The sequence below is a fragment of the Mycobacterium stomatepiae genome, assembly GCF_010731715.1.
GTDB lineage: Bacteria > Actinomycetota > Actinomycetes > Mycobacteriales > Mycobacteriaceae > Mycobacterium > Mycobacterium stomatepiae.
On record NZ_AP022587.1, the window covers coordinates 3,559,826 to 3,572,349 of the forward strand.

At 68.4% G+C, this 12,524-nt stretch carries 9 protein-coding genes; 4 read left to right on the forward strand and 5 right to left on the reverse strand.

The genetic code is table 11. The features are described from left to right. Nucleotides 1-69: 69 nt before the first annotated feature. The 3 genes from G6N54_RS16750 to G6N54_RS16760 all read right to left on the reverse strand — a co-directional run bounded on the left by G6N54_RS16750 (nt 70) and on the right by G6N54_RS16760 (nt 4,627). The gene (locus tag G6N54_RS16750; protein WP_163791088.1) at nt 70-1,899 is read right to left on the reverse strand and encodes a phosphoenolpyruvate carboxykinase (GTP); all 1,830 of its coding nucleotides are present in this window, start codon (nt 1,897-1,899) and stop codon (nt 70-72) included. Nucleotides 1,900-2,075: 176 nt separating this feature from the next. Beyond that, nucleotides 2,076-3,602 carry a hypothetical protein gene (locus G6N54_RS16755; RefSeq protein WP_163791089.1) on the reverse strand — a complete coding sequence of 509 codons (1,527 nt, stop codon included), beginning with the start codon at nt 3,600-3,602 and terminating at the stop codon, nt 2,076-2,078. Then, nucleotides 3,599-4,627, reverse strand: a complete 1,029-nt coding sequence (locus tag G6N54_RS16760; protein WP_163791090.1) for a hypothetical protein — start codon at nt 4,625-4,627, stop codon at nt 3,599-3,601. The genes G6N54_RS16755 and G6N54_RS16760 overlap by 4 nt, the downstream gene beginning before the upstream one ends. Nucleotides 4,628-4,848: 221 nt before the next feature. On the opposite strand from G6N54_RS16760, the gene trmB reads away from it, so the two are divergent. From trmB to G6N54_RS16775, 3 genes are all read left to right on the forward strand, one after another. Beyond that, nucleotides 4,849-5,667, forward strand: coding sequence for a tRNA (guanosine(46)-N7)-methyltransferase TrmB (gene trmB, locus G6N54_RS16765; RefSeq protein WP_163794786.1), 819 nt, complete (start codon nt 4,849-4,851; stop codon nt 5,665-5,667). 2 nt (nt 5,668-5,669) lie between these two features. Next, entirely contained in the window at nt 5,670-6,383 is a 714-nt protein-coding gene (locus G6N54_RS16770) for a PIN domain-containing protein (protein ID WP_163791091.1), read from the forward strand. Nucleotides 6,384-6,447: 64 nt separating this feature from the next. Next, on the forward strand, nt 6,448-9,270 hold the full coding sequence (locus G6N54_RS16775; RefSeq protein ID WP_163791092.1) for an MMPL family transporter: 2,823 nt from the start codon (nt 6,448-6,450) through the stop codon (nt 9,268-9,270). Between the two features lie 12 nt (nt 9,271-9,282). Here G6N54_RS16775 and G6N54_RS16780 read toward each other — a convergent pair whose 3' ends face one another. After that, on the reverse strand, nt 9,283-10,428 hold the full coding sequence (locus G6N54_RS16780) for an AI-2E family transporter (RefSeq protein ID WP_163791093.1): 1,146 nt from the start codon (nt 10,426-10,428) through the stop codon (nt 9,283-9,285). A 122-nt stretch (nt 10,429-10,550) separates the two neighbouring features. Here G6N54_RS16780 and G6N54_RS16785 point away from each other — a divergent pair, with 122 nt between their 5' ends. Then, nucleotides 10,551-11,771 (forward strand): lysylphosphatidylglycerol synthase transmembrane domain-containing protein, encoded by a 1,221-nt coding sequence (locus G6N54_RS16785; protein ID WP_372513181.1) that lies wholly within the window; start codon nt 10,551-10,553, stop codon nt 11,769-11,771. Here G6N54_RS16785 and G6N54_RS16790 read toward each other — a convergent pair. Then, nucleotides 11,768-12,325 carry a hemophore gene (locus G6N54_RS16790; RefSeq protein ID WP_163791094.1) on the reverse strand — a complete coding sequence of 186 codons (558 nt, stop codon included), beginning with the start codon at nt 12,323-12,325 and terminating at the stop codon, nt 11,768-11,770. The two genes, G6N54_RS16785 and G6N54_RS16790, sit on opposite strands and share 4 nt — an antisense overlap. Nucleotides 12,326-12,524 lie beyond the last annotated feature (199 nt).

A 12,524-nucleotide genomic window follows, 5' to 3' on the forward strand; every position in this document is an offset into this window, starting at 1 on the left:
TCTTCGGCGAAAAAGAAATCGGGCTGACGCATCTTGCGCGCCAGCCCGATTCGACGTTTCCCCGTGGTGTTAGCCGGATTCGGCGAGCCGCTGCTTGAGCGCCTCGTACTCGTCCTTGACGCCGGTGGGCAGCTTGTCGCCGACGAAGTCGAACCACTCCTCGATCAGGGGCAGTTCCTCGCGCCACTCGGCCGCGTTGACCGCCAGCGCCTTGTCCACGTCACCGGCGGCGACGTCCAGTCCGTCCAGGTCCAGGTCGTCCGCGGTCGGCACGATGCCGATCGGGGTGTCCTGGCCACCAGCCTGGTGCTCGATGCGGTCGACGATCCATTTCAGCACCCGGCTGTTCTCGCCGAAGCCCGGCCACAGGAAGCCGCCGTTCTCGTCGCGGCGGAACCAGTTGACGAAGAACACCTTTGGCAGCTTGGACTCATCGGAGTTCTTGCCCAGGTCGATCCAGTGCTGGAAGTAGTCACCGACGTGGTAGCCGAGGAACGGCAGCATGGCCATCGGGTCGCGACGCACGGTGCCGACCTTGCCCTCGGCGGCGGCGGTCTGCTCGCTGCCCATGGTGGCGCCCATGAAGACGCCGTGCTGCCAGTCGCGGGCCTGCGTCACCAGCGGCACCGTCGTCTTGCGGCGCGCGCCGAACAGGATGCCGGAAATCGGCACACCCTGCGGGTCGTCCCACTCGGGCGCCAGGATCGGGCACTGCGCCATCGGGGTGCAGTACCGCGAGTTCGGGTGCGCCGCTTTGGTGTCCGTCTCGCGCAGGATCCAGTCGTTGCCCTTCCAGTCGATCAGGTGGTCGGGCTCGCCTTCCAGGCCTTCCCACCACACGTCATTGTCGTCGGTCAGGGCGACGTTGGTGAAGATGGTGTTGCCGGCCTCCATCGTGCGCATCGCGTTCGGGTTGGACTTCCAGTTGGTGCCCGGCGCGACGCCGAAGAAGCCGAACTCGGGGTTGACGGCGTACAGCCGACCGTCTTTACCGAAGCGCATCCACGCGATGTCGTCACCGAGGGTCTCGGCACGCCACCCCGGGATGGTCGGCTGCAGCATCGCGAGGTTGGTCTTGCCGCACGCGGACGGGAAGGCGGCGGCGAAGTAGTACGCCTTGTTCTCCGGGGAGATCAGCTTGAGGATCAGCATGTGCTCGGCGAGCCAGCCCTCGTCGTGCGCCATCGCGGAGGCGATCCGCAGCGAGTAGCACTTCTTGCCCAGCAGCGCGTTACCGCCGTAGCCCGAGCCGTAGCTCATGATCTCGCGGGTCTCGGGGAAGTGGGTGATGTACTTGGTGTCGTTGCACGGCCACGGCACGTCTTTCTGCCCAGGCTCCAGCGGCGCGCCCACCGAGTGCAGCGCCTTGACGAAGAATCCGTCGTCGCCGATCTTCTGCAGCGCCGCCTTGCCCATCCGGGTCATCACCTTCATCGAGAGGACGACGTACTCGGAGTCGGTGATCTCCACGCCCAGCTTCGGGTCGTCGGCACCGAGCGGACCCATGCAGAACGGCACCACCCACATCGTGCGCCCGCGCATGCAGCCGCGGTACAGGTCGGTCATCGTGGACCGCATCTCGGCCGGGTCCATCCAGTTGTTGGTCGGACCGGCATCGATCTCGCGCTCCGAACAGATGAAGGTCCGGGACTCCACCCGCGCGACGTCGGACGGATCCGACAGTGCCAGGTAGGAGTTGGGACGCTTTTCCTCGTTCAGCTTCTTCAGCGTGCCGGCCTCGACCAGCTGTGTGGCCAGCCGGTTGAACTCCTCGTCGGAGCCGTCAGCGAACACGACCCGGTCGGGCTGGGTCAGCTCGGCGACCTCCTCTACCCACGCCAGCAGCCCCCGATGATTCGTGGGTGCCGTGTCTAGACCGGGAATGGTCGCTGAGGTCATCGAACTCTCCTGAATTCATCTCCGTACGTGTGGGCATATCACTGATTGCGTATGCAGTCGCCCACACAGCTATTGACATGGTGGCGTTAGCTACAGGTTATCGTGATCCCCTTGCTGGGGAAGGCCCGGGCGGGTATAAGCCTTCTCACAACAACGATTCAGAAGCGCCTAAAAGGTCAGGAATTGTCCTCATCCGCGCTCCCCGAGGCCGATTGGGTGTGGTCCACCCCGCCGGTTTCCCCGGCGGGACTGTCGGGATGGGGTATACCCGGTTCTCCGAGTTCTGCACGTACCGCGACCAGCGCGGCCGCAACGGCAGGCATTTCCCGGTCCCGGGCGGCGGTCGCCCGCGCCGCGGCGATGGCGTGTTCGCGCAGTTCGGTGTCGATCGCACTGACCTGCTCCGACACCCGGGCGTTCTCTGCCTCGTCGCGAGCGACCAGCCCGGAGCTCAGCAGCGTCTCGGCGGCCAGCACGCGGGTGGCGACCAGCTCCTCGGTCACCGACCGCAGCGACGAAACCAGATCGCCCGTCCAGCGATCCAGCAGCGCGCGCAATTTGACCACCAGGACGGTGACCGCCAGACCGATCGCCACGCACACCACGGCGGCGGCGATCTCCAGCGCCGGATTCAGCCGATGGGCCACACCGGCCACCAGCCGGGACAGCGTCAGCGCGACGCCCACCCCGAACCCGACGCCCAGCAGCAGCATGAGCCAGGTCTCCTGGCGCCGCGATTTCAGCGGTGGAGCCGCGACGTCGACGGTGGGCAGCTGCTCGACGGGCGGTAGCTCCAGCGGCAGCTCCAGCTCGCGCGCGACCTCGTCGAGCCGAGTGGTGGTGTCCTCGTTGACTTCGTTGACCACTTCGGCGGACCGGCCCCGCGCGTGCGCTTCGAACCCCGCCATATCGCGCCGGGGCAGGTGCGCGGCGTCGGACTGCAGCTCGCTACGCACCGAAGAGCATCGATTGACCGCGAGGTGCGACAGCTGTACCCGCGCCTGCTGCGTCTGACCCCGCATCGCGATGCTGCGCTCGGATTTGGCCTCCCGGCGCTCGCGCAGGGCGGCGCTGCGCTGCTCTCGCAGCGCTTCGACCCGGGCCCGCCGGCCGGCGCTGTCCGCGTCGCGGTCGAACCGCTGCGCGACCGTCCGGAGCCGGGATTCCCAGGCCCGCAATCGATTACGTCGCTCGGCATGCGAATCGGCGAGTTGTTCCGAGACGGTGTCGACCAGTTCGTCCAGCTGCGGCTCACCCAGCTCGGGCGCGGCGGCGGCACCTATCCACGGCACCTGGGCGTAGCGCGGCGCATGGGCGGCGAGTACATCGCGGTTGGCGCTCAGTACCTCACGCCAGGCGCGGTGCACGTCGATCTTCGACACCACCGCCACCACCACGTCGGTGTGCTCGCAGGCGGCGTCGAGCAGGGCACAGTCCGATGCGGTCAGCTCGGCGGCCGCCGAGACGACGAACACCACCGCCTTGGGAGCCTCGCCGGGCTGCAGATCCGCCGACTCGACGAACTTGTGCTCGGGCAGCCGCTCGCCCAGCGCGGTCGCCACGCTGGTCGCGCCCGCCATCCAGGGACCGGTCACCAGCACCACGTCGCGGCGACTGATGGCGGGCGAATCCAGCCGCGGCCCGATCACCGCCACCAGTTCATCGACCTGGGCCGCGGGATCGCCCGACGCCTCGCCGCTCATGACGACTCCCGCGTCCGCGACCACAGCCGGAGCGATCCGCGGGCGATGTCCGCACCGCAGGCCCGGCGCAGATCGTCGGCCGATCCGCGGCTGTCGCGCTGCCAGCGGACCGCCCGGGCCAGGTCGTCGTCCACGTCGGGGCCGGTGTCCAGCCCCGCGGCATCGGCCGCTTCGACGGCGGCGGCCATCCGCGCGAGCACGGTGTCGTCGCGGGACAGGAATCCGCTGACCTGTTCGCCGATCCGGGACCGGCCGACGGCCAGGGCCTCGAGCTCGGCGGTGGCCTCCAGCACCCGCCGGTAACGCGCCTGCGCGCCGACGGCCCACAACCGGGCGACCACGACGTCGACGCCGCTGATCCGGCGCAGCAGGGCGCAAACCTGCGACAACGTGGCGCCCCGGCGGATCGCGGCAATGCCCAGCGCCGTGCCGAACAGGTCCAGGGTTTCCAGCAGCCGCAGCCGTGCGTGCGTCGGAACCGGGTTGTCGGCCGCGACGAACTCCTCGAACGAGCCCTCCAGGCAAGCCGGGTGGGCGGCCAGCGTCCGCAACGCCGCCCACGACGTGGCGTCCAAGCCCTCCAACGCGGCGACGGCCAGCAAAGCGATCATCGGCTCTACCGCGGCGCCGGTGAGCCCGGCGAGCTGGGTGCCGCGGGTCCGCGCGGCCGCCAGCGGCCCGTCGGCGGTGCGACCCGACAGCGAGCCGGCCAGGTCCGCCTTGTTCAGCACCGTCAGCACCGGGCAGTCGGCGGCGGCTATCGCGTCGACGTCCTCGGGTTTGACCACTTCAGCGATCACCTGGACGGTGACATCGGCCTCGCCGGCGTCCGGCATCACCGTGATTCCGGACGCGTGCGCCAGGGCGCGTGCCACGGTGCCGCGGCCGACCCCGGCCCGGCCACGCACCACCGCGCGCAGCGGGGCGCCGGTGTGTGCGGCGATCGCGCTCACGCGCGCGTCGTCACATTCGGCAGCAAATCGCGCCAGCTCGTCGGCGAAAACTTGACTCCCCCGTACCTTCATTTCTTGCCTGCTCGATCCGATCGGCCGGCACCCCTTGCCGGCGTTGCTCCCGTCGCTTGCGGGACCGTGGCCGACGCCAGGCAAGTTTGCCGCACGGACCGTCGCGCCCCACCGCATACTGGCACTTGCGTCTTCGAGTTGCGAGCCACCGCTTATCTGTTACCAGTTGAAGGCAACTGTTGGGTATCAATCTGGACCAGGGGCGGCTACATCGGGGCTTCATGGGCCACCATGGACAAATGCATGCGCAACCCGGGGCCGGGACATATCCCGACACACCGGTGGAGGTGAGAGCCGGCCTGGATACCGAGGATGGCATCACGCCAGCGTCGGACCCGCAGCGTTGGGACGCCACGCAGCGGGGCTATCTGCCGGCCACCAGCTTCCGTTCGCGGCGTGCCAACCTGTCCGGTGGACAGCGCGAGACCTGGGATCGGCTGTGGCCGGCGGTGGGCCTTTCGGACATACCGCACCGCTTCGAACCGCTGGACACCCGCGCCTGGTTCGGCCGGCAAGCCCCGCTGGTGCTCGAAATTGGTTGTGGCAGTGGAATTTCGACGCTGGCGATGGCCCGCGACGAACCCGACATCGACGTGATCACGGTGGAGGTCTACAAACGGGGCCTGGCTCAGCTGCTGTGCGCGATCGACCGAGAGCAGGTGAGCAACATCCGGCTGATCCGCGGCAACGGGATCGACGTGTTGCAGCATCTGATCGCCCCGGGTTCGCTGACCGGGTTTCGCCTCTACTTCCCCGACCCGTGGCCGAAGGCGCGCCACCACAAGCGTCGCTTCCTGCAGCCGGCCACGGTTGGCCTTATCGCCGATCGGCTACTCCCCGGCGGGATCCTGCACGCCGCGACGGACCACCCGGGCTACGCCGAGCAGATGGCCGAAGTAGGCGACGCCGAACCCCGGCTCTGTCGCGTCGATCCCGGCAGTTCGCTGCCGATCTCGACCGCGCGCCCGACGACCAAGTACGAGCGGAAAGCCCAAGAAGTCGGCAGCTCCGTATCCGAGTTCATCTGGAAAAGACGATGAGTATGAGCCTCGCAGAACAGACGACCGCGGCAACCGCCACTTCGCCGGCGGCGCCGTCCGGCCTGGTCAGCCTCGATGAACCGCCGCGCCGGGTGCTGCTGGTCTGGGACGCCCCCAACCTCGACATGGGCCTGGGCTCGATCCTGGGCCGTCGCCCGACCGCGCTGGAACGCCCCCGGTTCGACGCCCTCGGCCGTTGGCTACTGGCCCGCACGGCCCAGGTCAGCGCCAGCCGGCCGGGCCTGGTCGTCGAACCCGAGGCCACCGTGTTCACCAACATCGCCCCGGGCAGCGCCGATGTCGTTCGGCCGTGGGTGGACGCTTTGCGTAACGTGGGGTTCGCGGTCTTCGCCAAGCCGAAAATCGACGAAGACAGCGACGTCGACCGGGACATGCTCGAGCACATCGAACAGCGGCGCCAAGAAGGGCTTGCGGCGCTGGTCGTATCGTCCGCTGACGGTCAAGCCTTCCGTCAGCCGTTGGAAGAAATCGCACGCACCGGGGCCGGGGGCGCGACCCCCGTCCAAGTGATCGGATTTCGCGAACACGCGAGTTGGGCACTAGCGTCGGATACCTTGGACTTCGTTGACCTGGAGGACATCGAGGGTGTTTTCCGGGAACCGCTGCCGCGGATCGGACTAGATTCGCTGCCCGACGGGGGAGCATGGCTGCAGCCGTTCCGGCCGCTGTCCGCGCTATTGACCACGCGTGTGTGACACTGGCTTGAAAAACCGAAAGACGCCGCGCGGGTCGCTGTTAGTGATCCAGTAAGGAGCTTACGTGTTCGCCTGGTGGGGTCGAACCGTGTACCACTACCGGTACATCGTGATCGGGGTCATGGTGGCTCTGTGCCTTGGCGGCGGCGTCTTCGGCATGAGCCTGGGCAAGCACGTCACGCAAAGCGGTTTCTACGACGACGGCAGCCAGTCCGTCACGGCTTCGATATTGGGCGACAAGACCTACGGCCGCGACCGCACCAGCCAGATCGTGGCGATCTTCACCGCGCCCGACGGCAAGAACGTCGACGACCCGGCCTGGCATCAGCAGACCGTCGACGAGCTGAACAAGTTCGTCAAGGATCATCCCGACCAGGTGATCGGATGGGCCGGCTGGCTGGCCCTGGCCCCCGGCACCGAGGCCCCCAATGCCCAGATCAAAGGCATGGCGACCGACGACCGCAAGCACACCTTCGTCACCATCCCGCTCAAGGGCGACGACGACGACACCATCCTCAATAACTACAAGGCGATCGAGCCGGCCCTGCAGAAGCTGAACGGCGGCAAGGTCCAGCTCGCCGGCCTGGAGCCGATCGCCAATGCCCTGACCGGCACCATCGCCACCGACCAGAAACTCCTCGAATACCTGGGGTTGCCGCTGGTGACGGTGGTGCTGTTCCTGGTGTTCGGCGGCGCGGTCGCGGCCGGTCTGCCCGTCATCGTGGGCGGCCTGAGCATTGCGGGTGCGCTCGGCATCCTGCGCTTCGCCGCGATCTTCGGCCCGGTGCACTTCTTCGCGCAGCCGGTGGTCTCGCTGATCGGTTTCGGTATCGCGATCGACTACGGGCTGTTCATCGTCAGCCGATTCCGGGAGGAGATCGCCGAGGGCTACGACACCGAGGCTGCGGTACGGCGCACCGTAATGACGGCCGGTCGCACGGTCGTGTTCTCGGCGGCGCTGATCATCGCCTGCAGCGCGAGCCTGCTGGTGCTGCCACAGGGCTTCGTGCATTCGCTGACCTACGCGATTTTCGCCGCCGTCGGTCTGGCCGCACTGCTGTCGATCACGTTGCTGCCGGCCGCCCTGGGCATTCTCGGCCGCAACGTCGACGCACTGGGTGTGCGGACCGCGTTCCGGGTGCCGTTCCTGCGCAACTGGAAGTACTCGCGCGCCTACCTCAACTGGCTCGCCGATCGGCTGCAGAAGACCAAGACCCGCGAAGAGGTCGAGGCCGGCTTCTGGGGCAAACTAGTCACCCTGGTGATGAAGCGGCCGCTGGCCTTCGCGATTCCGATCGCGGTCGGCATGATCCTGCTGGTCATCCCGCTGGGCAACCTGTCGCTCGGCGGTATGAGCGAGAAATATCTGCCGCCCGACAACGCGGTGCGCCAGTCGCAGGAGCACTTCGACAAGCTCTTCCCCGGTTACCGGACCGAACAGCTGACCGTGGTGATCCAGAGCAACAACCACAGCAAGGTCACCGACCAGCAGGTCGCCGACATCCGCAACAGGATCTCGGGGATCACCGGGTTCACCGACAAGACGTGGGAAGAGCGGCCGTGCCCGACGATCGCCGGCAACCCCTGCGTGGCCGGCCCGAACGGGACCACGCAGCCCAAAGACGACACGGTGCGGGTGATCCAGAACGGTCTGGTCAATAAGAACGATGCCGCCAAGAAGATCAACGAGCTGCGCGCGATAGCCCCGCCCAAGGGTCTGACCCTGCTGGTGGGCGGCACACCGGCGCTGGAACAGGACAGTATCCACAGCCTGTTCGACAAGGCTCCGCTGATGCTGGTGCTGCTGCTCAGCGCGAGCCTGCTGCTGATGTTCCTTGCGTTCGGTTCGGTGGTGTTGCCGATCAAGGCCGCCCTGATGAGCGCGCTGACGCTCGGCTCGACGCTGGGCATCCTGACGTGGATCTTCGTTGACGGACACTTCTCGAAGTGGCTGAACTTCACGCCGACGCCGCTGATGGTGGTGCTGATCGCGCTGGTCGTCGCGGTGGGCTTCGGGTTGGCCACCGACTACGAGGTGTTCCTGGTGTCCCGCATGGTCGAGGCCCGCGAACGCGGCATGTCGACCGCGGAGGCCATCCGGATCGGTACCGCGACCACCGGGCGTTTGATCACGGCCGCCGCGCTGGTGCTCGCCGTGGTCGCCGGCTCGTTCATGTTCTCCGACCTGGTGATGATGAAGTACCTGGCGTTCGGCTTGGCGGCGGCGCTGCTGCTGGACGCGACCGTGGTCCGGATGTTCCTGGTGCCGTCGGTGATGAAGCTGCTCGGCGACGACTGCTGGTGGGCTCCGCGCTGGGCACGGCGGCTGCAGAACCGCATCGGGCTGGGCGAGATCGATCTGCCCGACGAGCGCAAGCGCACCTCGGTCAACGGCCGCGCGATCCGGCCGCCCGTCGCGGCCAGCCTCGTCGCGAAACCTCGCGCGCCGCACGACCCCACCCACCCCGGCGCTCCCCCGGAGCCGTCGCGCCCGTCGGGCCCTGAACCGCGGCCCGCCGCGGAACTGCCCGCGGGTCCAAGCGCCACCCGAGCTCGGCCGAGCCAGCCGACCGAGGCCAAGACGACACGCTTCTCAGCACAGGGCAACGCCGACCCGCGGCCCCCGGCCACGCCACCGGCTCCGCCACCGTCGGCCGGTCAGACCCGGGCCATCCCGGTTCCGGGGAAACACGACAACACCGGGGACCCGGCCGACCCGACCACCGCGCTTCCGGTAATGCGGTCGGAGGGCAACGACTCCGACCCCGCCACCGAGAAGATGAACGCCCCCGGTCAGGGAGATAACGGCGACAATTCGCGTCCGCGGCGCCGGGCAGGCGGCGGACTGTCCGCGCAGGACCTGCTGCGCCGCGAGGGACGGCTCTAGACCCGCTGGGTCCTAGTCGGTCGCCTTACGTGCACTATCCGGCGTGGCGTGCATGACCGCCGTGTGGTCGCCCTCCTCTTCCAGCTTTACGGCTTCGGCCTCCGGATCCGGCGCGAGCAGCACCTGGATCGCGTTGTTGAGGAACGCCACCGTCGGGACGGCCAGCAGGGCGCCCACGATCCCGGCGAGCACGCCGCCGGTGGAAATCGCCAGCACCACCCCGAGCGGGTGGATCGAGACGGCGCGCCCCATCACCAGCGGCTGCAGCAGGTGCGACTCGATCTGGTTGATCACCACCAGCAGGCCGAGGGTGAGCAGCGCGTAGACGATGCCCTTGGTCAGCAGTGCTACGACCACGGCCACCAGGCCGGAGATCAGTGCACCGATCAGCGGGATGAACGCGCCGAGAAACACCAGTGACGCCAGCGGGAGCGCCAGCGGGACGCCCATAATGGCCAGGCCGGCGCCCACCCCGGCCGCGTCGGTGAAGGCAACCAGGAAGGTGGCCCGGACGTAGGCAATCAGCGACCCGTATCCGGCGCGGCCGGCTTCCATCACCCGGTCGCGCACGCCGAGCGGGACGATCTTGGCCACGTAGGCGAAGATGTTGCGGCCGCCGTAGAGGAAGAAAATCAGGGTGAACAACACCAGCACCGCGGCCGTGAGCAGTTCGGTGAGGGTGGCCGCGGTGGACAGCGCCCCGCTGGTCAATTTCGACTGATTGTTGTGCAGCGCCTGGATCGCGGCGTTGCCCGCGTTGGTGATCTGTTCGCTGCGCAGATGCACCGGTCCTTCGATCAGCCACCGCCGGGTGGTGACGATGCTGCGGGTGACCTGTTCGGTCAGATCTGGCAAACCGACGATGAACTGGGTGATGACGAAGGCGAGGATGCCGCCCAGCAGCGCGAATCCACCCAGTAACACCAGCGCGACGGCGCCGCCGCGGGGCAGGCCGTGCTGGTCCAGCCAGTCCACCACCGGTACCAGCAGCGCGCTGACCATCAACGCCAGCAGCACCGGGACGACGATGACCTCGAGTTTGGCCACCACCCAGAAAAAGGCCAGCGCCGCGGCGAAGATAGCTAGCAAACGCCACGCCCAGGCGGCGGTGTTGCGGACCAGGGGCGTGACCGAGGTGTCGTCGGAGTTTGCCAGCATCCGACCAGCCTATCGGGCGCCCCGGAGTTGGGTGGTGGCGTCAGCACGATCCGGTTACGACGACGACACGCTCGGAGTTGCGTCTCGAGTGCCGCGCCACCTGCGCGGTTACCCTAAACCACGTGCCGCACCACGCACCCATCCGCAACCTCCGCCTGCCGGGCGGCGGCGAATTTGCCCATCGGGGCGAATCGCCGGCTGCCGCGCGGGGCGGCGAGACGTCGCGGGGCAAGTACTGGTGGGTGCGCTGGGCGGTGCTGGGCGTGGTCGGGATCGTGCTCGGCGTCGAGGTCGCGCTGGGCTGGGGTCAGCTGGCCAAGGCGTGGACGAGCCTCTTCCAGGCCAACTGGTGGTGGTTGGCCGCGGCGGTGGCCGCCGCCGCCGCGTCGATGCACAGCTTCGCGCAGATCCAGCGCACGCTGCTCAAGTCCGCCGGGGTGCACGTCAAGCAGCTGCGCTCCGAGGCCGCCTTCTACGCCGCCAACTCGCTGAGCACCACGCTGCCCGGCGGCCCGGTGCTCTCGGCGACGTTTTTGCTTCGCCAGCAACGCATTTGGGGTGCCTCCACGGTGGTGGCGTCCTGGCAGCTGGTGATGTCGGGTGTGCTGCAGGCGGTGGGGCTGGCGCTGCTCGGGTTGGGCGGCGCCTTCTTCCTGGGCGCCAAGAACAACCCTTTCTCGTTGTTGTTCACCCTCGGCGGCTTCATCGCCTTGTTGCTGCTCTCCCAGGCCGTGGCGTCGCGCCCGGAGCTGATCGAGGGCATCGGCACCCGCATCCTGACGCTGTTCAACTCGGCGCGCGGCAAGCCGGCCGACACGGGCCTGGCCAAGTGGCGCGAGATCCTGATGCAGCTCGAGTCGGTCAGCCTGGGCCGTCGCGACCTGGGCGTGGCGTTCAGCTGGTCGATGTTCAACTGGATCGCCGACGTCGCCTGCCTCGCCTTCGCCGCGTACGCGGCCGGCGACCACGCCTCGATCGCCGGGCTGACGGTGGCCTACGCGGCGGCGCGCGCCGTCGGCACGATTCCGCTGATGCCCGGCGGGCTGCTGGTCGTCGAGGCGGTGCTGGTACCCGGCTTGGTGTCCAGCGGCATGTCGCTGCCCAATGCAATCTCGGCGATGCTGCTCTACCGGCTGATCAGCTGGCTGCTTATCTCCGCGATCGGCTGGGTGGTGTTCTTCTTCGTGTTCCGCACCGAGAACCCGGGCGGCTCCGACGACGACGACCCGCCGACCGATCCGCGCTTACGGATCCAACCTCAGCTGCGGCGCTGGGACGATCCCTGCGACGACGCGCTGCAGGGTCCGCTACCGCCGCCCGAACCAGGGAAAGACCCCAGCTAGCCGACGTTGTTCTGCCGCGACGGGCCGGGCAGCGTGCCGCTGACCGCCGGTGGCGGCGGCGCGGTCGCCGCGGGCGCGAGATTGCCCAGCCCGGCGCCCACCGGGGACGCCCCGGCGGGCGGCAAGGCGGGCAGGCCGCCCGCGCCCTGCGCCTGCTGCATCAGGCCCATCGCCTGGGGGATGCTGATCGGCAGCTTGCACTGCATCGACAGGTTGGTCAGCGGCTGCGCAACCCCGGCCATGTCGGCGGCCACCTTGGGGTTGCTCTCGAAATAGGTCTTGAGGCTGGCGGCCGACTGCGGGCCGGCCTGCTGCTGCAGCATCGCCGTCATCGTCTGGTTGGTCTCCGGATGCGAGTCCAGGTAGTCGCCCATCGACTTGGAGACCGAACCGATCGTCCGGGCGACCTCGCTGGCCGCGCACGGGTCGGTGGCGCCGGTCGCCGGCGGCTCGGCCATCAGCGCGACGGCCGCGGCCGGCACCGCGGCGGCGATCAACCCCACGACGAGCGCGCGCCGTCCGGTCACAATGCCTGTGTTGAAGCCTGCCTTCATGCCTGTACTCCATCCCCCGCGCGGCTCAGCAACATCCTGCCAGCCGGGCCGATGCCCTGCCACCTGGTGTGACCGAGATCCCGCTCGGTCACCGCTTCGCAACGACTTGGCCGCGACTTGGCTACGGAGCCGTCTGCGCAGCTCACGAATTCGTTAAGCCGAACTAATGCACAGGCTGCTGCGGTATCGTCGCCCTCAC

Coding starts and splice junctions, on each gene's coding strand:
- G6N54_RS16750 (WP_163791088.1), bottom strand. CDS start 1,899: ATGACCTCAGCGACCATTCCCGGTCTAGACACGGCACCCACGAATCAT.
- G6N54_RS16755 (WP_163791089.1), bottom strand. CDS start 3,602: ATGAGCGGCGAGGCGTCGGGCGATCCCGCGGCCCAGGTCGATGAACTG.
- G6N54_RS16760 (WP_163791090.1), bottom strand. CDS start 4,627: ATGAAGGTACGGGGGAGTCAAGTTTTCGCCGACGAGCTGGCGCGATTT.
- trmB (WP_163794786.1), top strand. CDS start 4,849: ATGGGCCACCATGGACAAATGCATGCGCAACCCGGGGCCGGGACATAT.
- G6N54_RS16770 (WP_163791091.1), top strand. CDS start 5,670: ATGAGCCTCGCAGAACAGACGACCGCGGCAACCGCCACTTCGCCGGCG.
- G6N54_RS16780 (WP_163791093.1), bottom strand. CDS start 10,428: ATGCTGGCAAACTCCGACGACACCTCGGTCACGCCCCTGGTCCGCAAC.
- G6N54_RS16790 (WP_163791094.1), bottom strand. CDS start 12,325: ATGAAGGCAGGCTTCAACACAGGCATTGTGACCGGACGGCGCGCGCTC.